A 24,373-nucleotide genomic window follows, 5' to 3' on the forward strand; every position below is an offset into this window, starting at 1 on the left:
TTATAAATTATTAGATGTATTCAATATACAATAAAAAGCCCCCTTTCGGAGGCTCCTTTTTAAATTTGATTTCTTAAGCTTTAGAAACTGCTGGTTCAGCACTGCTCACTTTCTCAGGCTCATCATCATGCATAATTAAAGCAACCGCAATTGCCGTAATTAATACAGGTAAACCCACTGCCATAAAGTTAAAGTGCGCAGGCAAGTCCATACCCAATAAACTGCCAATTAAAATTGGGCCAACAATTGCACCCATACGGCCAATTGCAGACGACCAGCCAATGCCTGTTGAACGTATCGCCAATGGGTAAAATTGTGCAACATAGCTATACAACAGCATTTGCGAACCAATTGAAGCCGCCCCAGCCAAGAACACCAAAATATAAAGTAGGAACTGGTTCGACTGGAAGCCCATTAAGCTCATTACAACTGCACCCATCATACCAAGACACATCAACACTGGCTTTAAATGGAAACGATCCGCTAAAATACCACCACCGACAATACCGACTACCGCCCCTACATTCATAACCATCATGAACATTAAGCTGTTATCCATTGAGTAGCCCGCAGCCATCATCAGCTTCGGTAACCAGCTGCTCAATGCATACATCGTCAGTAAGCATGTAAAAAATGCTAACCAGAACAAGAGTGTATTGCTTGTACGGCCACGACGGAATAAACTCACGACATTTGCAGACTCAGGTTCATCAACCTTCGGCAAAGTAAATGTTGTATTCTGATTGACCGTTAGATTTGGCGCCAAACGACGAACAATACTGCGGGCCTTTTCCTGTTTATTTTCTTTTACAATAAATGCTAAAGATTCAGGTAAAAATTTCCAGATCACAGGCAATAAAAAAAGAGGAATACCAGCAATAAAGAACATCACCTGCCAGCCAAATGTTGGGGTAAACCATGAACCCAATAATGCGGCCATTACACCACCCACCGCATAACCACTGAACATTGTAGTCACCAGTGTACTGCGCATCTTTTGGGGTGCATATTCAGAAGTTAATGCAACAAGGTTCGGCATTACACCGCCAATACCTAAACCAGCTAAAAAGCGCAAAATACCGAATTCAGTTGGATTAGATGCAAAGCCGCCAGCAAAGGTTAAACCACTGAATAATACAATACAAATCATGATGACCTTTTTACGGCCAATCTTATCTGCTAAAGAGCCAAAGAACATTGCGCCAAACATCATACCAGCCAATGCTGTACTCGCAAGCATTCCAGCTTGCACAGCGCTTAAGCCCCAATCTTGCATTAAAAGCGGCAATACCACACCATTAATTGCCAAATCATAGCCATCAAATAAAATAATCAATAAGCACCAAGCCACGACATTGAAGTGGAACGGGGTAAATTTCGCTTTATCGACTACAGAATTAATATCTAAGTTCTCTGTTGTCATCGTTCTCATCTCCCATGAGTACTTGCTAAAAATTTCACATGAATTTTTAAGTAAAATTCAATTTTGGCGCAATATACGCGAGTCAAATTTCATGGACAATTAGACCTAGGGATAAACAGTAACGCTATATTAAATAATCTACAAACATATGATTTTTATATTTATTTTCTAAAAATATAATTTTTATGCAGGAGTTATCTTTATTTCATACATATTTTAGACAGTACTCTTTCTACTTTTATCCACTTCTACTAAACAGCTAGCACTTTATTTTTAGTGTGTTTTTTATATATTTATTCTCACTTTACCCAAAGCATTTACTCTTCTTTTAGGGCCTGTCCTCATTTGAAGAATAGATTTTAAAGACTTAAAATAGTCTTCCAAATTATTTGTATTTCTATATTTTTCAATGGTACGTACCATTTTAACAGATGATATTTGGCAACAAATCCAAGATACAACGCGGTGTACGGTTACTACTGTTCAAAGAACAGTAGAAATATCATGGAAGCTATCTTGTGGAAAATACGTACAGGCGCGACATGGCGTGATATTCCTCAAGAATTTTGTCCTTGGCAAACTGCTTATAATCGTTTTAATCTCTGGGCAAGTAAGGGATTGTGGAATAAGTTTTTTTAGATTACGAGGCGTCTTGGATTAAGAATGGGTACTCATTGACGGAAGCTACATACGCGTGCATCAATATGCAAGTGGAGCTGGGAATGGTTTCGAACGAACAATTGGACAATCACGCGGTGGATGAACAACAAAAATACATCTTCAACCGACGCGAATGGATTGCCGATTGATTTTAAAATCACTGGGGGTGAAGTCCACGACAGCCCAATTAGAGAGCAATTGATAGATCCTGTAGAAGAAGCAGATTATCTGATTGCAAATAAGGGATATGATGCTGACAACATAAGAATATTTAATAAAAACAAGAAGATGATCCAAGTTCTTCCAATCAGATCAAATAATAAAAGATTAAATAAAGAATTTGATAAATATCTATATCGATTAAGGTATCTAGTTGAAAATGCCTTTGCGAGGTTAAAACATTTCCGAGTTATTGCAACACGATTTGATAAGCTTGCACGAAATTATCAGTCTATGGTCTACATTGCCTGCATGTTTATTTGGTGTAAAGCCAAATGAGGACACGCTCTAGAATCATTCTCTCTAATTTTATGGCTTATCCTCAAAAATAAAGTTAGCGGATTGATATGAATTATATCTATTTTCAAATTATCGGTTTGATCTAAATCAGCTGCTTTAGTACAAGTGATCTAGTAAATATTAACAAGCCCTAAGTAAAAAATAAACTTCAACGATTATCTATACAGCTCGACAGCGTATTTCGATCATTATTTTGTATGTAAAGTAGTCAAGTCGATTCATACTATGCCGCCTAATATTTTAATCATTATTCCCCACATAAAAAAACACCCCCAACGTTTAGGTTGGGGGTGTTTTTAGGAATAATGAGCTGGCGATGACTTACTCTCACATGGGTAACCCCACACTACCATCAGCGCGAAGAGGTTTCACTTCTGAGTTCGGGAAGGGATCAGGTGGTTCACTCTTGCTATTGTCGCCAGCACAACTGTTTATGGATACTTGCTTGGGTCTTATTTATGCACTTTTCAGTGTATGCCTTCGCTTTTTCCAAATGAGTTATTAACAGATTATGCTAAATTTGAGTTGGTATTGTAACTAGCTTTTGAACTAAATCAAGTATTTTGTATCGAATTAGATGAGCAATACAACTGTTTGGGTGTTGTATAGTCAAGCCTCACGAGCAATTAGTATTGGTCAGCTTCATGCATCACTGCACTTCCACATCCAACCTATCAACGTCGTAGTCTTCAACGGCTCTTTAGAGGACATAAAGTCCTTGGGAAATCTTATCTTGAGGTAGGCTTCCCGCTTAGATGCTTTCAGCGGTTATCCCTTCCGAACATAGCTACCCGGCGATGCGACTGGCGTCACAACCGGTACACCAGAGGTTCGTCCACTCTGGTCCTCTCGTACTAGGAGCAGATCCTCTCAAATTTCCAACGCCCACGGTAGATAGGGACCGAACTGTCTCACGACGTTCTAAACCCAGCTCGCGTACCTCTTTAAATGGCGAACAGCCATACCCTTGGGACCTGCTTCAGCCCCAGGATGAGATGAGCCGACATCGAGGTGCCAAACACCGCCGTCGATATGAACTCTTGGGCGGTATCAGCCTGTTATCCCCAGAGTACCTTTTATCCGTTGAGCGATGGCCCTTCCATACAGAACCACCGGATCACTAAGACCTACTTTCGTACCTGCTCGACTTGTGGGTCTCGCAGTTAAGCGCGCTTTTGCCTTTATACTCTACGCGTGATTTCCGACCACGCTGAGCGCACCTTCGTACTCCTCCGTTACTCTTTAGGAGGAGACCGCCCCAGTCAAACTACCCACCAGACATGGTCCTCGCTCCAGATAATGGAGCAGAGTTAGAACCTCAATATTACCAGGGTGGTATTTCAAGATTGGCTCCACTCGAACTAGCGTCCGAGTTTCAAAGCCTCCCACCTATCCTACACAAGTAAGATCAAAGTTCAATGTCAAGCTGCAGTAAAGGTTCACGGGGTCTTTCCGTCTAGCCGCGGGTACACCGCATCTTCACGGCGAATTCGATTTCACTGAGTCTCTGCTGGAGACAGCGCCCCCATCATTATGCCATTCGTGCAGGTCGGAACTTACCCGACAAGGAATTTCGCTACCTTAGGACCGTTATAGTTACGGCCGCCGTTTACTGGGGCTTCGATCAAGAGCTTCGCTTACGCTAACCCCATCAATTAACCTTCCAGCACCGGGCAGGCATCACACCCTATACGTCCACTTTCGTGTTTGCAGAGTGCTATGTTTTTAATAAACAGTTGCAGGGGCCTGGTTTCTGTGGCTGCCAACCGCTCAGGGAGTAAATCCCATCACCGTCGGCAGCGTACCTTCTCCCGAAGTTACGGTACCATTTTGCCTAGTTCCTTCAGCAGAGTTCTCTCAAGCGCTTTGGTCTACTCGACCTGACCACCTGTGTCGGTTTCGGGTACGATTCCTGTGTAACTGAAGCTTAGAGACTTTTCCTGGAAGCATGGTATCAGCCACTTCACTGTACAAGTACAGCTTGCTATCAGTTCTCAGCATAGAGTACCCCGGATTTGCCTAAGATACATGCCTACAACCTTTCACCTGGACAACCAACGCCAGGCTGACTTAACCTTCTCCGTCCTCTCATCGCATTACACAGAAGTATTGGAATATTAACCAATTTCCCATCGACTACGCCTCTCGGCCTCGCCTTAGGGGTCGACTCACCCAGCCCCGATTAACGTTGGACTGGAACCCTTGGTCTTTCAGCGTGCGAGTTTTTCACTCGCATTGTCGTTACTCACGTCAGCATTCGCACTTCTGATACCTCCAGCATACTTCTCAATACACCTTCATCGGCTTACAGAACGCTCCCCTACCACTTGCAATAAATTGCAAATCCGCAGCTTCGGCATATAGTTTTAGCCCCGTTACATCTTCCGCGCAGGCCGACTCGACTAGTGAGCTATTACGCTTTCTTTAAAGGGTGGCTGCTTCTAAGCCAACCTCCTAGCTGTCTATGCCTTCCCACATCGTTTCCCACTTAACTATAATTTTGGGGCCTTAGCTGGCGGTCTGGATTGTTTTCCTCTTGACTACGGACGTTAGCACCCGCAGTCTGTCTCCCGGATAGTACTCATTGGTATTCGGAGTTTGCATCGGTTTGGTAAGTCGGGATGACCCCCTAGCCGAAACAGTGCTCTACCCCCAATGGTATTCGTCCGAGGCGCTACCTAAATAGCTTTCGGGGAGAACCAGCTATCACCAAGTTTGATTAGCCTTTCACCCCTATCCACAAGTCATCCCCTGGCTTTTCAACGACAGTGGGTTCGGTCCTCCAGTTAGTGTTACCCAACCTTCAACCTGCTCATGGATAGATCACCTGGTTTCGGGTCTATACCCAGCAACTAATTCGCCCTATTAAGACTCGATTTCTCTACGGCTCCCCTATTCGGTTAACCTCGCTACTGAATATAAGTCGCTGACCCATTATACAAAAGGTACGCAGTCACCGGACACAATGCCGGCTCCCACTGCTTGTATGCATGCGGTTTCAGGATCTATTTCACTCCCCTCACAGGGGTTCTTTTCGCCTTTCCCTCACGGTACTGGTTCACTATCGGTCAGTCAGGAGTATTTAGCCTTGGAGGATGGTCCCCCCATATTCAGACAAGGTTTCACGTGCCTCGCCCTACTCGACATCATTATCTAAGCCCTTTCGTGTACAGGACTATCACCCACTATGGTTGCACTTCCCAGAGCATTCCACTAGAACTTAGATAACTTAATGGGCTTTTCCCCGTTCGCTCGCCGCTACTAAGGGAATCTCAATTGATTTCTTTTCCTAAGGGTACTGAGATGTTTCACTTCCCCTCGTTCGCTTCGCATGACTATGTATTCATCATGCGATACCTACCTTATGGTAAGTGGGTTTCCCCATTCAGAAATCTCCGGATCATAGGATATTTGCCGCCTCCCCGGAGCTTTTCGCAGGCTATTACGTCTTTCATCGCCTCTGACTGCCAAGGCATCCACCACATGCACTTAATTACTTGACTATACAACCCCAAACAGTCGTTTCAACACTACAAGTTAATGTTGATGACCTTGCTTAAAGTTTTGTAGATTTAACTACAGTACAGCTTCAATCTAGTTCGTTTTCCAAAACGCTTGATTCAGTTAATCGCTAGTGCTCAGTTCCTTTTATTCACTCCAACATGTCACTTGCGTGTCACATTGCTGTGTTTAATTGGTTCTGAGTTTAAACAATTTATTTCAACTCAAATTTATAATCTGTTAATGATTAACTACGTCTTCGTCAGATCGTAGGTAACTGTGATAAATCACAGAATTTAATAAACACAATACCAATCAATGATTTGATTGTATATTTACTAAATTCTGTAATCACCTAGCTTTATATATGGTGGAGACTAACGGAGTCGAACCGTTGACCTCCTGCGTGCAAAGCAGGCGCTCTACCAACTAAGCTAAGTCCCCAGCTTATCATTAGATTCGATATATCTTCTTCTCTCTAGCTCGCGTTAGATTGGTGGGTCTGACAAGATTTGAACTTGTGACCCCACGCTTATCAAGCGTGTGCTCTAACCAACTGAGCTACAGACCCTCAGATACATCTTCATGAAGAACAACTTGTTGTGGATTCTTACCGATCGTCAATCTTTCGTTAAGGAGGTGATCCAGCCGCAGGTTCCCCTACGGCTACCTTGTTACGACTTCACCCCAGTCGTCGGCCACACCGTGGTAAGCGTCCTCCTTGCGGTTAGACTACCTACTTCTGGTGCAACAAACTCCCATGGTGTGACGGGCGGTGTGTACAAGGCCCGGGAACGTATTCACCGCGGCATTCTGATCCGCGATTACTAGCGATTCCGACTTCATGGAGTCGAGTTGCAGACTCCAATCCGGACTACGATCGGCTTTTTGAGATTAGCATCCTATCGCTAGGTAGCAACCCTTTGTACCGACCATTGTAGCACGTGTGTAGCCCTGGTCGTAAGGGCCATGATGACTTGACGTCGTCCCCGCCTTCCTCCAGTTTGTCACTGGCAGTATCCTTAAAGTTCCCGGCTTAACCCGCTGGCAAATAAGGAAAAGGGTTGCGCTCGTTGCGGGACTTAACCCAACATCTCACGACACGAGCTGACGACAGCCATGCAGCACCTGTATGTAAGCTCCCGAAGGCACCAATCCATCTCTGGAAAGTTCTTACTATGTCAAGACCAGGTAAGGTTCTTCGCGTTGCATCGAATTAAACCACATGCTCCACCGCTTGTGCGGGCCCCCGTCAATTCATTTGAGTTTTAGTCTTGCGACCGTACTCCCCAGGCGGTCTACTTATCGCGTTAGCTGCGCCACTAAAGTCTCAAAGACCCCAACGGCTAGTAGACATCGTTTACGGCATGGACTACCAGGGTATCTAATCCTGTTTGCTCCCCATGCTTTCGTACCTCAGTGTCAGTATTAGGCCAGATGGCTGCCTTCGCCATCGGTATTCCTCCAGATCTCTACGCATTTCACCGCTACACCTGGAATTCTACCATCCTCTCCCATACTCTAGTCTTTCAGTATCGAATGCAATTCCTAAGTTAAGCTCAGGGATTTCACATCCGACTTAAAAGACCACCTACGTACCCTTTACGCCCAGTAAATCCGATTAACGCTTGCACCCTCTGTATTACCGCGGCTGCTGGCACAGAGTTAGCCGGTGCTTATTCTGCGAGTAACGTCCACTATCTTAGAGTATTAATCTAAGTAGCCTCCTCCTCGCTTAAAGTGCTTTACAACCAAAAGGCCTTCTTCACACACGCGGCATGGCTGGATCAGGGTTCCCCCCATTGTCCAATATTCCCCACTGCTGCCTCCCGTAGGAGTCTGGGCCGTGTCTCAGTCCCAGTGTGACGGATCATCCTCTCAGACCCGTTACAGATCGTCGCCTTGGTAGGCCTTTACCCCACCAACTAGCTAATCTGACTTAGGCTCATCTATTAGCGCAAGGTCACAAGTGATCCCCTGCTTTCCCCCGTAGGGCGTATGCGGTATTAGCATCCCTTTCGAGATGTTGTCCCCCACTAATAGGCAGATTCCTAAGTATTACTCACCCGTCCGCCGCTAAGATAAGGTGCAAGCACCTCATCTCCGCTCGACTTGCATGTGTTAAGCCTGCCGCCAGCGTTCAATCTGAGCCATGATCAAACTCTTCAGTTTAATATTGCTTAGCACCTTAAAGGGTGCCAATCTTGGCTCATCAATTTTCTGACAAATATTTCTCAAATAAACTTCGAGTAATTTCTACCATCAATCAATGAAAATAATTTCGATCAATCAACCAGTAAAAATCCACACAAGTTGTTCTTCATAATCTCTTAATGATCTTCTTGCTGATTCGTCATCAACAAGCTAGGTCGGCTATACTACTCTCTTTCCAGAGAAAGTCAACAGGTTTTGTTAAATTCTTTTCCGACAAACCCAAGTTTAAATCTAATCTTAAAATCTCATTCGAAATCTTAACAATCCAACCAACTCATTGATTTACCAGAGGTTTTATTTAACATCACCGCCGATGGATACGCATTATAGGGGAAAAAATTTCCCATGCAACCCTTATTTGGCATATTTCATTTTACATGCTTGATTTTCAAACCACAAAACACATATACAATTGATATATAAAGCTTATTTATTTTTAATATTTTTATAATTTTTTAGATCACTCATCAATATCTACAACAAACAAACATAAGATATTGTTTTTTATTATTTAATTTAAATTAATATGTTTAATCTGAAATTTATCGTTTAAATTTAACACCAATCTTGCTGTATTCTGCATCACATTGGTTGTTTAATCATCAAAACCCCGTTTTATATCCCAGATACTCTTTTCAAACTTTAGGCTCAATATCACTTAAATATGTATTTAAGCAGCTGTAAAAAAGAAAACCGCCATTTCTCAACAGCGGTTTTCCATACTTATAAAGATAAAATATTAAAATTTCAGACTGATTCGTGCCCAATAATTACGACCAGTATTATTGAATTGCTCATTACTGGCAAAACCAAAACCTGAACTTCCCGCTTTATTTAAGTGTTCGGTGTAGGTTTTATCTAAAACGTTATCAACGCCAACGGCTACATCAACATCTTTCATAAGGTGATAAGAGGCATTTAATGCCAGTGTGCTAAACGCTTTGCTCTCATTTATGTCATAGCCCACGATATTCCCTTGGTTTAAGCTAATGCGATCTTGTTTTGCAACGACACGCCATAACATGCCCAAGGTATATTTATCTTGAACGTAACGCAGATTAAAGCGCCCTTCTAACGGTGCGATTTGCGGTAATGCCTTATTGTCTGTGCTGTTTTCACCCCATGCATACATAGCACTCACATCCGCCTGAATAGCATCACTAAATTGATAGCCTAATCCTGCTTCCGCCCCTGCAATAGTGGCATCGACATTTTTTGCTCCTGCACTGAAGCTATGACCATGACCTGAACTATGGTTATGGTAACTCATCAAAATGTAATCATTAATTAAACCCGCATAAGCTGAAGCCCATGAATTAAAAGCACCATGTTGATGCTGATAGCCCAAATCCAACTGCAAGGTTTTTTCAGTATCTAAATCATTAAATGCTGGCTTAGACATCCCAGAGTTACCGTGCGCGGTACTGAACAACTCCCAATAATCAGGAACACGTTCAACATAGCCTAACCCGATATAGCTTTTCGCATCATGTTCAGGATATTGGTTTTCTAAACGGATAAAACCACTAGGTAAAGTTTCTGAACGGTCATCATTGAGCTTCAACGCATCAATTTTGACTTGGTCAAGTCGTGCACCTGTTACCAGTTTAGAGCGCTCATTGAATTGATACGCCATCTCACCAAATGCACCATAGGACTGAAATTTCATATTGGTGGTCAATGGTGTATTCATTGTAGGCATGGCGTACATAATCATGCTTCCTGCATGATGATTCTGCTGAGAGTCGATACCAGTGATTAAATTCAGCTTGTCCCACTCACTGGTCATGGCGAAACGGGTATTCAAAGTACGGCGGGTGACTTGCATCTCTGATGGATTAGATACCATTTGATGCGTCATCATGTCGTGTGTCATCGGTGGCGTTCTTAATCTAAAGTTATCCATGACATGGTCGTTATAACTATAATTGACCTGCCCTTCAACTTTCTGAATCACATCGGTCAGGTTTTTCTTTTCAAAACGCAGCCCCAGACTTTCACGAGCAAATCGTGAACCATCCATATCACGACCTGCATATAAAGCCTCGCCATCCGACTTTCCACCCGTCAACTCCAACCACGTATTTTCATCTGGGGTCCAACCCAGTGCCACATCGGCATTCCAGCGCTCCCAAGCAGAGGGTACTGTATTCCCATCACCATCTTGATAACTATTCGATTCTGAACGATTGGCATTTAAACGAATATATTTCTTGGCATCCCCGAGTGTTGTTTCCACATTTTGATCCAAGCGTCCAAAGGAACCCATTAGTACACTGGCTTGACCTTGATAAGGTTTTGCAGCAGTGAGTTCTGGTTTTTTTCGTTCAAAAATAACCGTTGCCGCTGAGCCTGTATTGGCGTATTGCACAGTTTGCGGGCCTTTAACCACAGAAATCTGATCATAACTTTCGGGCTGAATATAAGACGTCGGGGCATCCATACGTGCTGGACATGCGCCTAGACTTTCAGAACCATCGGTTAAGATTTTAATCCGTGAACCAAACATGCCACGAAACGTGACATCGCCATTGGTTCCACCATTTTTAATTGAACTAAAGCCCGGAATACTTTGTAAATAATCTGCACCATCGGTGGCTGGAATGGGTTGAATCGGCTGTTTAGGATCGGCCCGAATAATCAGCCCATTGGCATCATGTGCAGTCTGAGCTGTCACGACGATTGGCGCTAAACGTTGTGCCACATGGACTTGCTCCGCAGCAAATGCCGCCCCCGAATAACACGCAACAAAAATTGCAGCCGACAAAGGCTGTAAAAAGAATTTTGGCTGAGCCATTTTCATCTCTCTTAAATCATAAATATGGGCTGCGAATAAAGCAGCACAAGGTCTAGCGTCTTAAAGACCCTAAAAATTAAGTTTTGATTTAAGCAAAGTGTGGTGGGGCTCGCCCTTGAGGGAGTAAATAGAGGCGTTGCAGAACAAAATAAACATGTAAAAATGCTTTTTGAAAGGCAACTAAACGAATCTGTATCCGATCTAACACTTCTTTGACATTTAATTCAGGTGGCAAAACCAAATTGCCATAAACCGTACAGTACTGACATTGATGATTGGCATCGTGATGATGTCCTGCATCTTGGCTATGCAGTTGACTGTCCTGATCAACAAAGTGATGAGAAGATTGGTGATGGGACTGATGAGAAGTAGCAGGCTGAAGCAATAATGCACGCGTGATGGTTTCACAGACCGGAGCAATCTGATACTGCTTCGGTAACAAGGGCTGTAAAAAAACAGCAATCTGTAAAAACACAGCTATACAAGATAGCAATAAGCCACTACGTAACAGCAAAAAGTGAATCCTGCAATTTTTCGCGCCGCAAGTATAACAAAGCCCAATCAAAATTGGGCTTTGTTTGGCATATTTTTTCTTAAAGCAGTCGCTTAGCGCTTTACTGCGACTTTGTCTTTTTGGCGCTGACGAACCACTTTTTCCACTTTTTCACGTGCACGTTGACGCTTTAAGGGCGATAAATAATCGACAAATAATTTACCATTTAAGTGATCCATTTCATGTTGAATACAAACAGCGAGAAGTTCGTCTGCTTCTACCTCAAATGATTGACCTTCAAGGTTAATGGCCTCAATTTTTACGCGTGACGGACGCTCAACTTTATCGTATATTTGAGGCACAGATAGACAGCCTTCTTCATAAGGCTGAGTTTCTTCAGTTAATGGCGTAACCTTCGGGTTAATAAACACTAGGGGTTGATCTTTGTGTTCAGATAAATCCATGACAATCAGCTGAATATGTTGATCAACTTGTGTCGCAGCCAAGCCAATGCCCGGAGCTTCATACATGGTTTCAAACATATCTGCTGCAAGCTGACGAATTTCATCAGTGACTTCTTCGACTGGTTTAGCAATGGTGCGAAGACGGGGATCCGGGAAACTTAAAATAGGTAATAAGGCCATACGGTGTCCTCACTTATGCCATTGATCAAAAAACAAAATGAAGGAATGCTTCATCAAAAAAATGTGTGTAATATCGTTATTATAACGCAACTACATACATAATTTTAGGAATTATGATAATGAAAAAGGTTTTTAAGGGCATGCCAACTTTTAGTGCCTTGGGGTTTAAAAAACAATTATTGGCACTTGCAGTTTGCGTAAGTGTTGGGGTTGGTGTCGTCAATGTTGCTGAAGCGGCACCAGCTCGCAATGTCAATCCACCCGCGTTGAAAGCAGGTGCACCACAGGTCTATGTGGTGAAAAAAGGCGATACCTTGTGGGATATTTCAAAACGTTTTTTGAAAAACCCAGTGCGCTGGCCTGAAATTTGGGCAAGTAACAAACACGTAAAAAACCCGCATTGGATTTTCCCCGGTGACCGTTTATTGATGTGTACCTATAATGGCCGTCCGATTATCGGTAAAGACGAAGGTGATGGTTGTGAAGGGATTATCCGTCGCTATACAGGTGGCACCAAGTTACAACCTCAAGTTCGCATTGAATCTTTAAATAATGCCATTCCTGTAATTCCACTGGAATATATCCAACACTGGCTAGAACGTACCAGTATTGTTGCGCCTGAATCCATTCAATCTACACCTTACATTTTAGGCACCGCCGACCAACGTGTCCTTGCGGCAAAAGGGCAAACTGTTTATGCCCGCGGTAATGGTCTCGAAATTGGTCAGCGTTATGCAGTTTACCGTGAAGGAGAACCGTATATGTTTACTGGTGCAAATGGCAAAAAATTTAATGCAGGTCTTGAACTCATTCAAGTGGCCGCAGGGGTTGCTATACGCGGTGAAAATGACATTACCACGCTTGAATTGACTGACACCTATAATTCTGAAGTCCGTCGTGGTGACCGTGTGCTACCTGAATATGATCCAATGTTACCGACATTGTTCTATCCAACCAATGCCGAAGATGTCGCAGCTGGTGGTCAAGTGGTTCGCGTGATGGGCTCCATTGGTACTGCTGCAAAAAATAGTGTGGTAACAATTGATCGCGGTAGCTTACAAGGTGTTCAAGTCGGTCATGTATTCAGCATTAACCAAAAAGGTGAAGTGGTCACCGATCCAAAAACCAAAGAACGTATTCAATTACCTGGACAACGTATTGGTAATGTCATGGTGTTCAAAAGCTTTGATCATTTAAGCTATGCTTATGTTCTTGATAGTGAATTACCAATTAAAGTCGGCGCTGGTATTCAACCACCGCTGATGGATGACTAATTGATTTAAGGTCATTCTATGTTGAATCATTTATCAGCAACGCAAATTGAAACGATTACGCTATGGTATTTGGTTCAACATTCGCTATCGAGTTTTTATAAGCTGGAACAGCGCTTTGGCAATATTCGCGAAGCGATTGATCCTCAAAACTTTCCGCAATGGTCGACACTCGCATTACATCAAAGTCACTTACAGCGCCTCAGTGAATTTCAGACTGCAATAGGGCAACAAAAATTCCAAATCCTATTACAAGACATTCAGAAAAATAGCGATTTTATTCTGACACTGGATCATCCAGACTATCCGACCCAACTACGCCCTTATGCAGATAAACCGCCTATTTTATTTGGTCAAGGCGATGCCAAAGCCCTATCACAAGCTCAAATTGCCATTGTCGGCAGTCGAAAACCTAGCGCTCATGGACGACAAGTCGCCTACGATTTTGCTTATTATTTAAGTGAAAAAGGCTTTTATATTAACAGTGGCTTAGCGCAAGGGATTGATGAGGCGGCACATCAGGGGGCTTTACGACATCATAAAACCATTGCAGTAATGGGCACAGGTTTAGAACAGACTTATCCCTCACAGCATCAAGCATTACGACAACAAATTCTTGCCCATTCAGGCACAGTCATTACTGAGTTTTTACCCGGAACCCCACCTTTACAACATCATTTCCCACGGCGTAATCGAATTGTCAGTGCTTTAAGTTTAGGCGTGGTTGTCGCTGAAGCCGCACTGAAAAGTGGTTCACTGATTACCGCAAAACTTGCAGCTGAACAAGGTAAATTGGTTTTTGCCATTCCGGGACATATTTATAGTGAACACCATCAAGGCTGCCACCAACTCATTCGTGAAGGCGCAATTTTAGTTGATCATCCTGAGCAAGTGCTTGAAGACTTAGCACTGCCAACACAATGGCAAAATCAACAACAGATTGAACAATCAAAAAGCATTCCTGAGCTTGAAATACAAATCGAATTACCTACGCATTTAGCACCGCTGTATACGCAACTGGATTGGATTGGGCAAAATTTAGATCAGCTGATTATCAAACTGCGATTAGATATCAGCACATTGACCAGCCAGCTCATGGAATTAGAGTTACTGGGCTTATGTATACAACAAGCAGGTTTGTATCTCCGTTGTCGTCTCAGCAAATAAAGTTCACAATAGCCCTTTAAAAAATTTGACGAGATAAAATCTAATGATTACCACCTCTGTTGCCGAAGCTGCTGAATGTTTAAAACAAGGACATGTTTTAGCATACCCGACAGAGGCCGTTTGGGGCTTAGGCTGTGATCCTTTTAATGAACTCGCTTTTTTAGAAATTTTACGCTTAAAACAACGTCCAATTGAAAAAGGCGTTATTTTATTGGCAGCACAAATTGCACAAGTCGAACATTTATTAAAACCCCTCAGTCCAGAAATGTACCAAAAAGTCATCGATTCTTGGAGTCACCGCTCCCCCACCGAAAGAGCAACGACATGGTTATTGCCTGCGGGTGACAATATCCCAACATGGATTAAAGGCAACCATCCCAAAGTGGCTGTACGCGTCACAACCCATCCTTTATGCATGGCGCTATGCAATGCATTTCATGGTTTTATTGTATCGACCAGTGCCAATCCCACTGGGGAAAAACCAGCCCTATCACTACAACAGGCCAACCTGTATTTTTCAAATCAAATTAATTATTTGAATGGTGATTTAGGGCTTAGCCAAGAAGCAAGCCGAATTATTGATGCTGAAACAGGTGAAGTCATTCGTGCTTGAGCATGGTATCTGCGTTGACAAAAATTGAGATAAAAAAAAGCTCAACCATATAACATGGTTGAGCATAAAAAAGGATGTGCATAAACACATCCAGAGGGTCTATCAATCTGGCGGTAAAACCTAAGCAATTATCAACAATAACTTAAATATTTACGAGATACGTATTATGTAATAAATTGTTTTATTATACAAATATATTATTCATCTTATAAAAAATTTGAATATGATGATGGATTCATCATTTCTTCTTAACAATTTAAATTATCTCACTATTTTTTAATAAACTTTTGTGAAAAAAAACATTTTAAAATGATTATTCACACACTCATTCAATTAAAAACAAGTCAAAAAAAATAAATTCGTTTGATTGTTTTTTAATCAACACTTGCATTATACATTTAATTTTGCGACTTTGACTGCCCCATCTTTCTTTTGTGCCAATACAATGCCCAATAAAATGATCACACCGCCCAGACTGTGATACACCGTCCATGCTTCTGCTAACCAGATATTGGCAATAATTGCGGTAAAAACTGGCATTAAGTTCATAAAAATACTGGTTCGATTCGGGCCAATCATTTGCACTGCCAACATCCAAACCAAAGGAGCAATCAGTGACGGAAAAATACCGGCATAGAGCACACTCCCCACATTTTGTGGATTAATTGCATCTAGTCCTAGCCATAAAACAAAAGGCAGATGGTACAACAATGCAAAAATAATCTGCACATACAGACTAATCATCAATGGAATTTTCAGCTGCCATTTTTTCAAAAATACGCCATAAAAAGCATAGAAGAATACCGCAAGCACCATCATGACATCGCCTAGATGCCCCCCCGATTGCACCAGATTGAGTAGATTTCCTTGTGCCATCACATAGAGTAAGCCCGTAAAAGATAAAAGGCTCCCCACCACAGCAAAACGGTTGGGAATGTCCTTCAGCATCAACATAGAAACAAAAATGGTAAAGATTGGAATAAAAGCATTAATAATGCCCATATTGGTCGCAGTGGTATAATGCGCTGCGGTATAGCCCAAGCCTTGATACAGCACCATCCCAAAAGCAGCAAGTACCGCAAGCTGTTTCCAATGTTGCACCACCAACTGACGTTCACGCCAAACTTTAACCGACATAAAAGGGGTTAAAACCAGAAAAGCCACCAACCAACGATAAAAACTAATACTGACGGGAGAAATATAATCCACCACATAACGTGTCACGGTAATATTCAATGACCAAATTAAAACGGCCAACAGCGGTAAAGCTAGCGCCCACCAGACTGTTTTGTTTTGCTGCGTCATGTCTTTCTCCCGATGTATCCATATTCTCAGTATTCATTTTCACTGAAGTCTGAAATAATTAGAATATCGAATTTCAGACATCAATATCGCGCTACAGACACCGCGATATTTTCATTCAGTAATTCAATAAAATTTCTACACGCTAAAAAATGGACATATAGACAGATAAAAAAGCAAAAACAGGACATGGATATGCAGCTGCCGATTGAACAATACATAGAAGTGGATGATTTTTTTTATCAGAAAGATGAAATTGTGGCACCGCATAGTTCGCTATGGGGCGATTTTAATTTTAGTTTGAATGGTATTTTAGAATATGAAATTGAACAACAAATTTATCTGTCACCACCAAATTATGGTTTGTGGCTACCCCCGCAAACCGCGCACACCTCCATCGCTTTAGATGAACAAATCACGCACTATGTCTGTATTCGCATCCATCCCTCCCTCTGTGGAGATTTTGCCTCTTGCACCAAAACTTTAAGTATTCGCCCTTTTCTTCGCCATCTGGTACATGAAATTTTAGAACAGAAACAAAAAGGAAGTGCAACCGCGGACTATCGGCATTTGTTACAAGTATTGGTCGATCAATTGAAAGCGGCCCCCGCCTATGAACATTATTTACCTCAGAGCACCCATGTTTCACTGAAGCCACTTTTACAACAGTTATCCAATCCAGAACTCTTTCATAAAAGCTTACAACAACTACTCAACAATGCCTCGATGAGTGAACGACATTTGCTGCGTTTAAGCCAACAAGAATTACAGTTAAGCTTATCGGAATGGCGCAATCGCGCTAAAATTTTATATGCCATTACGCAAATTCGCCAAGGTAAAACAGTGAAAAAACTCGCCTATGAATTGGGGTATCAGCATAGTTCCAGTTTTATTGAGTTCTTTAAACGCTATACAGAACAAACACCTGCTCAATTACGTGATGTTTAATCTTTTACCTGTTTCAATTACCATTTTTGCAACTTGTAGCAGCTGAGCAACAAAAACAATCTCATCAAAATAAAGATCCAGATATGATTTTATTGCCATACTTAATTGAATATGTGCAATATTTTTAAATCTAAAAACAAGAGTATAAGGCTTAATAATGAAATAAAATCGATACAGATGGATATTAAAACTGATTTAAAAACAGTCGTGCAATAAACTATAGATTGCTAAAACAAAAGCCATACTGCCCATAATTTCGAGCTGATCATGAAAAATAGCACTCTTAAGCTGTTTTCTTATTCTTTTATCACACAAATATTTATACACAAATCATAATAAATGCTTGTCGATATACCCAATAACCGTTACAACAAAGCAGTAATAATCTCAAGTATTTAAGGACAAGCGAATGAGCCATTCTGTTTATGACATCCCAGTCAAAACCATTCAAGGCGATGAAACCACACTGAACCAATATCAAGGTAAAGTACTGTTGATTGTAAATACCGCATCAAAGTGTGGTCTAACACCACAATATGAAGGCTTAGAAAAACTATACCAAGACAAGAAAGAGCAAGGACTTGAAATTTTAGGTTTCCCTGCCAATAATTTTTTAGCACAAGAACCTGGTTCTGATGAAGAAATTCAAGAATTTTGTTCATTGAATTATCAAGTTGCTTTTCCACTGTTTTCTAAAATTTCAGTGGCTGGCGAAGATAAACATCCGCTTTATCAAACTTTGACTCAAGCGATTCCAGAACGTATTGGTGAAGGCCCTTGGTGGAAAGACTTGGTGGATTATGGTTTAACCCCAAATGAACCACCAGAAGTGCTATGGAATTTTGAAAAATTTCTAATCAATAAAGAGGGTGAAGTGGTGGCACGTTTTGCGCCCGATATTACCGCAGATGATGCACGTATCGTAGATGCCGTTAACGCAGAACTTGCCAAGTAATTCATTATAGTAACGTAAGCATTTATACATGCTATAGCTGCTTACGTTTTTCATTACTTAGATTCTCAGACGAAGTGCAACAGAGCTGAATGACATAAAAATAGAATTGAACACTTCATACTTTGTTCATTATTTTAATACTTGAACAACACTTTATTCATGGTCTATAAATAGCTTAGAAATAAGATAACAGGATAAACAAACCACCATGAAGATAATTTAAAATATGAATACTCTCATCAAAGCCATCATTTTATCTTTATCCAGCGCTTTAGTTGCAGCCCCTGTGATGGCTGCTCCACAAGAGCATCATTCATCACCGCAACATACAGCTCAACAACAAGCCAAAAACTCGATCAAAGTACCTCAGCATAGTCTCAAAAAAACAGACCGTCCTTCACACGACTGGCAGCAAGGTCATAAAGTACCGACCCAATATCACGGCAACAGCTTTAAAGTAGATGCCAGCAAATATAAAAAATTAAGCAAACCGACTAAAAATCAGCAGTGGATTAAAGTGAATGGTGATTATGTGCTTATGAACAGCACCACGTATAAAGTGATTAAAGTCATTCAAGGTTAAAACACGCCTATCATTGGGTGAAAAGAGTGCTTTGGCACTCTTTTTAAGTATGATGAAGTAAATTTGTTATTGCTTTGCAACAATCCGTTTTTTACACATCTTTCAGTCTTATATTCGTTCTAATCTAGAAATAATATCAATTGAGTTATGAAAAAATTCATCCAAAAGGCAGTTTTACCTTTTGCAATGTTGAGTGCAGGCATTTTATTGAGTGGTTGTGAACAAGCTTCTGAACCTCAGTCTGATGACATTCAAACAACGCAATCGACTGATGTTGCGCTGAATCAACCCACTGAAACAACAGCGACAGCCGATTTAAAAAGCGGCAATATGTTTTATATGGTTCGCGATGTTGCCGATATGCAACTGAAAGCAGGTGATTATGTTGTACAACTCAAGCAAACTCAAAATGAGTTACAAACGGCAATCAATGACAAAGATCAACAACAACTACAAGCGACGGCCAAAACCCTGCAACAACAACTGACTGGATTTAATCAAGCACTGACCAGCTTGAACTTAAAAAGCCAAGAAATTGATTCAATTCGCCAAAATATTCTGCATGCCAATCAACAAGTCCTTGCTACACCATTTTTAAATGGCAACATCGATTTAAATCAGCTCGATTTCAAAAAAATTGAACAGCAAATGGGCAGCATACAAACGGAAATGATCAAATTGGCAGGCATGATGATTCCACAAGGACAGGATAAGCAAGAGCAAGAAAGCTAATATTCAAAGTCACTCAGACCAATTCATTAACACTGAATTGGTCGAGTAAAATTTAGTGTTAAAGTCTCATATCAATGACAATACGACCATCAATTTTGCCCTGCTCCATACGGTGAAAAATATCATTAATATTTTCTAATGGTTCAACATGAATATGTGCTTTCACCTTACCACGTGCCGCAATATCCAGTGCTTCTTTCAAATCCAAACGTGTTCCGACAATTGAGCCACGAACTGTAATCCCTTCAAGCACCATATTAAAAATAGATAAGTCGAATGTTCCAGGTGGTAAACCATTCAAGACCATGGTTCCGCCACGACGGACGATGGCAACAGCTTGTTCAAAGGCTTTGGGCGATACCGCAGTCACCAACACACCATGACAGCCCTCACCAGCTGTGGCTTTTAGTACTTCGTCTTTCACATCAGCTTTAAGCGCGTTAATGGCAACATCGGCACCCAATTTTTTGGCCAGCTCAATTTTACTGTCATCAACATCAATCGCGACCACATTAAAGCCCATGGTTTTGGCATATTGAATCGCCACATGACCCAAACCGCCAATTCCGGAAATGGCAACCCAATCCCCAGTTTTAGCTTCAGTCATTTTTAAACCTTTATAGACCGTGACACCAGCACATAGAATCGGTGCAATTTCCAGAAGGTCTACACCATCAGGAATCACCCCGACATAATCACCATCTGCAAGGCAATATTCGGCAAAGCTTCCATTGACCGAATAACCTGAATTTTGTTGTTTCTTGCATAGCGTTTCCCAGCCTGCATAACAATGATCGCAGTGACCACAGGCTGAATAAAGCCATGGAACCCCCACAATATCACCGACTTTTAAATGCTCAATCCCTTCACCGATCTCAATGACCTCCCCTACACCTTCATGTCCCGGAATAAAAGGTAAAGTCGGTTTTACTGGCCAATCCCCATGCATCGCATGTAAATCGGTATGACAAACACCTGTTGCAATCATTTTCACCAGCACTTTACCCGAACTGATTTTAGGAATTTCGACCTCTTGTATTTGTAGCGGTTGATTAAATTCAGTGACTACCGCTGCTTTCATCGTATTCGCCATTGTGATGTTCTCCATATTCCAAATACCGAAAAAGTCCTTCTTTAAGAACCCTTGTTTTAACTATAGAGAATAATAAATAATCAAGAGTGGCGAATTTGTAGCGAATTCGATGGGTTTAGATGCCTATTACAGTTCATTTGTAGGCTCAGTTTTCATCACAATTTAAAGTGATGATTTTTGAAACTTGTTCAGTTTTAAAATGCAGAGCATCATTGATCGTACCCATCCAACTCTCAAGCAGAATGCGTATATATATGGCGTACTCAAGCGGCTGGCTTGGAAGTGATTTATTATTATTTTAACACCAAGTTAAACAGTCTCTTAAATACCAAATTGCTTCCGAATAATGCAAGCTATCTGGCTAAAGTGAGTGTAGATACAACGTATAAAAGTGAAAACCATCAAGTTTAGCTAAAGGTTTTGACGAAATTTTTAAAGTCAACATTGGAGGCGAATAGTGAATTTCCCATTCAGCTTCTTTTTGTATCAATCAGGGTTTAACTTTTTTGGCTGTCCTGCCAAGCTTTAAAAGCCAACTGCATCGCCTGCCGTTCATCAGGTTTGGCTAAACGAGATTCCATTTCGGTAAAATCACCTCGATAAGCTAAAGCAACCATCGACTTTGCCAAAGTTACAATACTTTCACGGCCACGATGTTCATAAGCCAAAATTTCATCTTGGGTTAATACCAAGTCCCAACATGACACCACTGAGCTCATATCGACAGCAATACTCAAATAATAGTTTTCAAAGTCTTGGTACAGTTCCCAGAAATGCGGTTCGTGTTCGATGATGTTCATTAATAATCTTTATGCAATTTCCTAAAAGCTTAACTCAATGCAAGCCTTAAACGAATTCAACTTTAGATATAATTTTTTATTCTTTCTTGCATCTGTCTGCATTCTAAAAAAGTCTGTCAGATAAAAAATTTAGTCTTTACAATAAAGCAAGGGCATTTTTCTGAATGAGCTGAATCCCATAAATACCCTTGCCATTCAACATTAATTTTAAAGTTGAATCGTTGCTTTACTACATTTACCAGCTGAAGCTAGACTGTACTCAGTAATTGCCTTTTTACCCTGAGTATCATCTACTAATTTTAAATCTGCACCACCCACAAAAACACCAGGCTTAATATATTGCTGAATAAAATAATTTTTGCCGCTTTGTGCTTCAATTTTCAAATGATTTGGAGAAAATTCTGATTCAGTTGAAACGGTGTGATTTTGATTTCCTACCACTTCTTTATAAAAAAATACACCTCTCGCTGTCTCACCCAAGCATTCCCCATCAACCCAAATATCTTTTTTTAATGCTGAACCCACAATAGTATTAGAACGATAAACATATAGACCAGCCTTACCTTCTTGAGGTGCTGTTAATTCCTTTATATTTTGAGACAGCTGTTGATCTACTTTAGGTACTGATGCACACCCAACAAATAATGATGCGACAAGCACTGGAAAAATTAATTTAATGGTCATTTGATGCCCTATTTTTTAAGTTAAATATATCAATTTGTAAAATAAGTAATTTTTAGAAAGATGTTATTTATAATAAAAGAAGCCACCCTTTCGGATGGCTTCTTCAATCTCGAACCGTCTCTTATTGAGCGCGGTTTTTGATTTTGCGGATGGTTTCCAACTGTGCAGCAGTTTCTGCAAGAGCAGCCAATGCAGCAGCAGAGTCCAAATCGCTTTTTTGATTCGCAAGCAATATTTCAGCGTTTTTACGCGCTTCAAGAATTGCTACTTCATCTAAGCTGTCAGCACGAACTGCAGTATCTGCAAGAACAGTAACAACATGCGGTTGAACTTCTAGAACACCACCAGATACATAGATTAACTCTTCTGTACCGTTTTCTAGCAGAACGCGAATCGCGCCCGGCTTAAGCAAAGTTACCAGTGGAGCATGGCCAGGCATAATACCCAACTCACCACCAGCACCTTTCGCAATTAGCATAGTTACAGTGCCAGAGTACAAAGACTCTTTTACACTTACAACATCACATTGCATAGTCGCCATGAGAATCTCCTAAATTAGAGTCGCTAATTAAAGTTTCTCTGCTTTAGCAATAACTTCGTCAATACCACCAACCATATAGAACGCTTGTTCTGGAATGTGGTCGTATTCACCAGCTAGAAGACCTTTAAAGCCACGAATCGTTTCTTTAAGAGATACTAATTTACCAGGCGCGCCAGTAAATACTTCAGCTACGTGGAATGGTTGAGAGAAGAAACGTTGGATTTTACGCGCACGGTAAACAACCAATTTATCTTCTTCAGCCAATTCGTCCATACCCAAAATTGCGATGATGTCTTTAAGCTCTTTATAACGTTGCAAAATGTTCTGTACAGAACGCGCAATTTCATAATGCTCAACACCAACAACTAAAGGATCTAGCTGACGTGAAGTTGAATCTAGTGGATCGATCGCTGGGTAAATACCAGAAGATGCGATATCACGGCTTAATACAACAGTTGCGTCTAAGTGAGCAAACGTTGTAGCAGGCGATGGATCTGTTAAGTCATCGGCAGGTACATAAACCGCTTGGATCGAAGTGATCGAACCAGACTTAGTTGATGTAATACGCTCTTGAAGAAGACCCATTTCCTCTGCAAGTGTAGGCTGATAACCTACTGCAGATGGCATACGACCTAGAAGTGCAGACACTTCGGTACCAGCCAATGTGTAACGGTAAATGTTGTCAACGAACAACAATACGTCACGGCCTTTACCGTTTTCGTCTTTCTCATCACGGAAATATTCAGCCATGGTCAAACCAGTCAACGCTACGCGTAAACGGTTACCCGGTGGCTCATTCATCTGACCGTAGACCATTGCTACTTTGTCTAGAACGTTAGAATCTTTCATTTCGTGATAGAAGTCATTACCTTCACGAGTACGCTCACCAACACCAGCAAACACAGATAAACCTGAGTGAGCTTTCGCGATGTTGTTGATCAATTCCATCATGTTTACAGTTTTACCAACACCGGCACCACCGAACAGACCAACCTTACCACCTTTCGCAAACGGGCAAAGTAAGTCAATGACTTTAATACCAGTTTCTAAAAGATCAGTAGAAGCAGCTTGTTCTGCATATGAAGGTGGTTGACGGTGAATCGGCAAACGCACTTCAGTTGCAACTGGACCAGCTTCGTCGATAGGGCGTCCTAAAACGTCCATGATACGACCCAAACATGCTGTACCTACTGGTACAGAAATCGGTGCTTCAGTATTCGTAACGGTTAAACCGCGCTTAAGACCTTCAGTAGATCCCATTGCGATGGTACGAACTACGCCATCACCAAGCTGTTGCTGAACTTCTAAAGTAGTTTCAGTACCAACAACTTGCAGAGCGTCATAGATCTTAGGAACGCTATTACGTTCAAACTCGACGTCGATAACCGCGCCGATGATCTGAATGATACGACCGCTATTCATTGCTGTCTCCT

At 41.5% G+C, this 24,373-nt stretch carries 17 protein-coding genes, 2 tRNA genes, 3 rRNA genes and 1 pseudogene; 8 read left to right on the forward strand and 15 right to left on the reverse strand.

Annotation, left to right across the window (positions count from 1 at the left end; all coding sequences use genetic code 11):
* Positions 1–73: 73 nt before the first annotated feature.
* Positions 74–1,423 (reverse strand): MFS transporter, encoded by a 1,350-nt coding sequence (locus tag B9T30_RS05505; RefSeq protein ID WP_086184124.1) that lies wholly within the window; start codon positions 1,421–1,423, stop codon positions 74–76.
* A gap of 409 nt (positions 1,424–1,832) precedes the next feature.
* On the opposite strand from B9T30_RS05505, the pseudogene B9T30_RS05510 reads away from it, so the two are divergent.
* Positions 1,833–2,581, forward strand: a pseudogene (locus tag B9T30_RS05510) (IS5 family transposase).
* Positions 2,582–2,910: 329 nt separating this feature from the next.
* On the opposite strand, the gene rrf reads toward B9T30_RS05510, so the two are convergent.
* From rrf to def, 8 genes are all read right to left on the reverse strand, one after another.
* Positions 2,911–3,025: ribosomal RNA gene (gene rrf / locus B9T30_RS05515) — 5S ribosomal RNA — on the reverse strand.
* A gap of 182 nt (positions 3,026–3,207) precedes the next feature.
* A 23S ribosomal RNA gene (locus B9T30_RS05520) occupies positions 3,208–6,105 on the reverse strand.
* Between the two features lie 366 nt (positions 6,106–6,471).
* Positions 6,472–6,547 (reverse strand) — tRNA-Ala (locus tag B9T30_RS05525).
* Positions 6,548–6,597: 50 nt separating this feature from the next.
* Positions 6,598–6,674, reverse strand: a tRNA-Ile gene (locus B9T30_RS05530).
* Between the two features lie 61 nt (positions 6,675–6,735).
* A 16S ribosomal RNA gene (locus tag B9T30_RS05535) occupies positions 6,736–8,275 on the reverse strand.
* The 16S, 23S and 5S rRNA genes sit together here with 2 tRNA genes alongside, the layout of an rRNA operon.
* A gap of 781 nt (positions 8,276–9,056) precedes the next feature.
* Positions 9,057–11,114, reverse strand: coding sequence for a TonB-dependent copper receptor (locus B9T30_RS05540; protein ID WP_086184193.1), 2,058 nt, complete (start codon positions 11,112–11,114; stop codon positions 9,057–9,059).
* An 88-nt stretch (positions 11,115–11,202) separates the two neighbouring features.
* Positions 11,203–11,628, reverse strand: coding sequence for a DUF2946 family protein (locus B9T30_RS05545; RefSeq protein ID WP_086184125.1), 426 nt, complete (start codon positions 11,626–11,628; stop codon positions 11,203–11,205).
* A 92-nt stretch (positions 11,629–11,720) separates the two neighbouring features.
* Positions 11,721–12,251 (reverse strand): peptide deformylase, encoded by a 531-nt coding sequence (gene def, locus B9T30_RS05550; protein ID WP_086184126.1) that lies wholly within the window; start codon positions 12,249–12,251, stop codon positions 11,721–11,723.
* 119 nt (positions 12,252–12,370) lie between these two features.
* Between def and B9T30_RS05555 the strand changes: the two genes are divergently transcribed.
* From B9T30_RS05555 to B9T30_RS05565, 3 genes are read left to right on the forward strand one after another with little or no spacing between them, the layout of a single operon-like run.
* Positions 12,371–13,525, forward strand: coding sequence for a LysM peptidoglycan-binding domain-containing protein (locus B9T30_RS05555; protein WP_086184127.1), 1,155 nt, complete (start codon positions 12,371–12,373; stop codon positions 13,523–13,525).
* Positions 13,526–13,543: 18 nt separating this feature from the next.
* Complete coding sequence (gene dprA, locus B9T30_RS05560) at positions 13,544–14,689, forward strand: DNA-processing protein DprA (protein ID WP_086184128.1); 1,146 nt, start codon at positions 13,544–13,546, stop codon at positions 14,687–14,689.
* 43 nt (positions 14,690–14,732) lie between these two features.
* Positions 14,733–15,302 (forward strand): L-threonylcarbamoyladenylate synthase, encoded by a 570-nt coding sequence (locus B9T30_RS05565; protein ID WP_086184129.1) that lies wholly within the window; start codon positions 14,733–14,735, stop codon positions 15,300–15,302.
* 390 nt (positions 15,303–15,692) lie between these two features.
* Here the strand turns inward: B9T30_RS05565 and B9T30_RS05570 are convergent, their stop codons facing one another.
* Positions 15,693–16,607: a DMT family transporter gene (locus tag B9T30_RS05570; RefSeq protein ID WP_086184130.1), complete on the reverse strand. Its 915-nt coding sequence runs from the start codon at positions 16,605–16,607 to the stop codon at positions 15,693–15,695.
* Positions 16,608–16,793: 186 nt separating this feature from the next.
* On the opposite strand from B9T30_RS05570, the gene B9T30_RS05575 reads away from it, so the two are divergent.
* The 4 genes from B9T30_RS05575 to B9T30_RS05590 all read left to right on the forward strand — a co-directional run bounded on the left by B9T30_RS05575 (position 16,794) and on the right by B9T30_RS05590 (position 19,822).
* Positions 16,794–17,552 (forward strand): AraC family transcriptional regulator, encoded by a 759-nt coding sequence (locus B9T30_RS05575; protein ID WP_413772554.1) that lies wholly within the window; start codon positions 16,794–16,796, stop codon positions 17,550–17,552.
* Positions 17,553–17,961: 409 nt separating this feature from the next.
* The gene (locus B9T30_RS05580; protein WP_086184131.1) at positions 17,962–18,507 is read left to right on the forward strand and encodes a glutathione peroxidase; all 546 of its coding nucleotides are present in this window, start codon (positions 17,962–17,964) and stop codon (positions 18,505–18,507) included.
* Between the two features lie 226 nt (positions 18,508–18,733).
* The gene (locus tag B9T30_RS05585; RefSeq protein WP_086184132.1) at positions 18,734–19,090 is read left to right on the forward strand and encodes an RcnB family protein; all 357 of its coding nucleotides are present in this window, start codon (positions 18,734–18,736) and stop codon (positions 19,088–19,090) included.
* Between the two features lie 147 nt (positions 19,091–19,237).
* Complete coding sequence (locus B9T30_RS05590; protein ID WP_086184133.1) at positions 19,238–19,822, forward strand: hypothetical protein; 585 nt, start codon at positions 19,238–19,240, stop codon at positions 19,820–19,822.
* Between the two features lie 58 nt (positions 19,823–19,880).
* Here B9T30_RS05590 and adhP read toward each other — a convergent pair whose 3' ends face one another.
* The 5 genes from adhP to atpD all read right to left on the reverse strand — a co-directional run bounded on the left by adhP (position 19,881) and on the right by atpD (position 24,362).
* Positions 19,881–20,915 (reverse strand): alcohol dehydrogenase AdhP, encoded by a 1,035-nt coding sequence (adhP, locus tag B9T30_RS05595; RefSeq protein WP_086184134.1) that lies wholly within the window; start codon positions 20,913–20,915, stop codon positions 19,881–19,883.
* Between the two features lie 497 nt (positions 20,916–21,412).
* A complete protein-coding gene (locus tag B9T30_RS05600; RefSeq protein ID WP_086184135.1) occupies positions 21,413–21,715 on the reverse strand; it encodes a hypothetical protein in 303 nt (100 codons plus the stop codon).
* A gap of 207 nt (positions 21,716–21,922) precedes the next feature.
* On the reverse strand, positions 21,923–22,399 hold the full coding sequence (locus B9T30_RS05605) for a DUF2846 domain-containing protein (protein WP_086184136.1): 477 nt from the start codon (positions 22,397–22,399) through the stop codon (positions 21,923–21,925).
* 121 nt (positions 22,400–22,520) lie between these two features.
* Complete coding sequence (locus tag B9T30_RS05610) at positions 22,521–22,940, reverse strand: F0F1 ATP synthase subunit epsilon (RefSeq protein ID WP_004649563.1); 420 nt, start codon at positions 22,938–22,940, stop codon at positions 22,521–22,523.
* A gap of 27 nt (positions 22,941–22,967) precedes the next feature.
* On the reverse strand, positions 22,968–24,362 hold the full coding sequence (gene atpD / locus B9T30_RS05615; protein ID WP_086164851.1) for a F0F1 ATP synthase subunit beta: 1,395 nt from the start codon (positions 24,360–24,362) through the stop codon (positions 22,968–22,970).
* Positions 24,363–24,373: the final 11 nt, after the last annotated feature.

This window comes from Acinetobacter sp. ANC 4973 (assembly GCF_002135275.1).
Taxonomy (GTDB): Bacteria; Pseudomonadota; Gammaproteobacteria; order Pseudomonadales; family Moraxellaceae; genus Acinetobacter; species Acinetobacter kyonggiensis.

What these genes read in the sequence shown, in the direction of transcription:
- B9T30_RS05555 (WP_086184127.1), top strand. Translation starts at nt 12,371, where the DNA reads ATGAAAAAGGTTTTTAAGGGCATGCCAACTTTTAGTGCCTTGGGGTTT.
- adhP (WP_086184134.1), bottom strand. Translation starts at nt 20,915, where the DNA reads ATGGCGAATACGATGAAAGCAGCGGTAGTCACTGAATTTAATCAACCG.
- atpD (WP_086164851.1), bottom strand. Translation starts at nt 24,362, where the DNA reads ATGAATAGCGGTCGTATCATTCAGATCATCGGCGCGGTTATCGACGTC.
- dprA (WP_086184128.1), top strand. Translation starts at nt 13,544, where the DNA reads ATGTTGAATCATTTATCAGCAACGCAAATTGAAACGATTACGCTATGG.
- B9T30_RS05575 (WP_413772554.1), top strand. Translation starts at nt 16,794, where the DNA reads ATGGATATGCAGCTGCCGATTGAACAATACATAGAAGTGGATGATTTT.
- B9T30_RS05570 (WP_086184130.1), bottom strand. Translation starts at nt 16,607, where the DNA reads ATGACGCAGCAAAACAAAACAGTCTGGTGGGCGCTAGCTTTACCGCTG.
- B9T30_RS05610 (WP_004649563.1), bottom strand. Translation starts at nt 22,940, where the DNA reads ATGGCGACTATGCAATGTGATGTTGTAAGTGTAAAAGAGTCTTTGTAC.
- B9T30_RS05600 (WP_086184135.1), bottom strand. Translation starts at nt 21,715, where the DNA reads ATGAACATCATCGAACACGAACCGCATTTCTGGGAACTGTACCAAGAC.
- B9T30_RS05565 (WP_086184129.1), top strand. Translation starts at nt 14,733, where the DNA reads ATGATTACCACCTCTGTTGCCGAAGCTGCTGAATGTTTAAAACAAGGA.
- B9T30_RS05585 (WP_086184132.1), top strand. Translation starts at nt 18,734, where the DNA reads ATGAATACTCTCATCAAAGCCATCATTTTATCTTTATCCAGCGCTTTA.
- B9T30_RS05580 (WP_086184131.1), top strand. Translation starts at nt 17,962, where the DNA reads ATGAGCCATTCTGTTTATGACATCCCAGTCAAAACCATTCAAGGCGAT.
- def (WP_086184126.1), bottom strand. Translation starts at nt 12,251, where the DNA reads ATGGCCTTATTACCTATTTTAAGTTTCCCGGATCCCCGTCTTCGCACC.
- B9T30_RS05540 (WP_086184193.1), bottom strand. Translation starts at nt 11,114, where the DNA reads ATGGCTCAGCCAAAATTCTTTTTACAGCCTTTGTCGGCTGCAATTTTT.
- B9T30_RS05605 (WP_086184136.1), bottom strand. Translation starts at nt 22,399, where the DNA reads ATGACCATTAAATTAATTTTTCCAGTGCTTGTCGCATCATTATTTGTT.
- B9T30_RS05590 (WP_086184133.1), top strand. Translation starts at nt 19,238, where the DNA reads ATGAAAAAATTCATCCAAAAGGCAGTTTTACCTTTTGCAATGTTGAGT.
- B9T30_RS05505 (WP_086184124.1), bottom strand. Translation starts at nt 1,423, where the DNA reads ATGACAACAGAGAACTTAGATATTAATTCTGTAGTCGATAAAGCGAAA.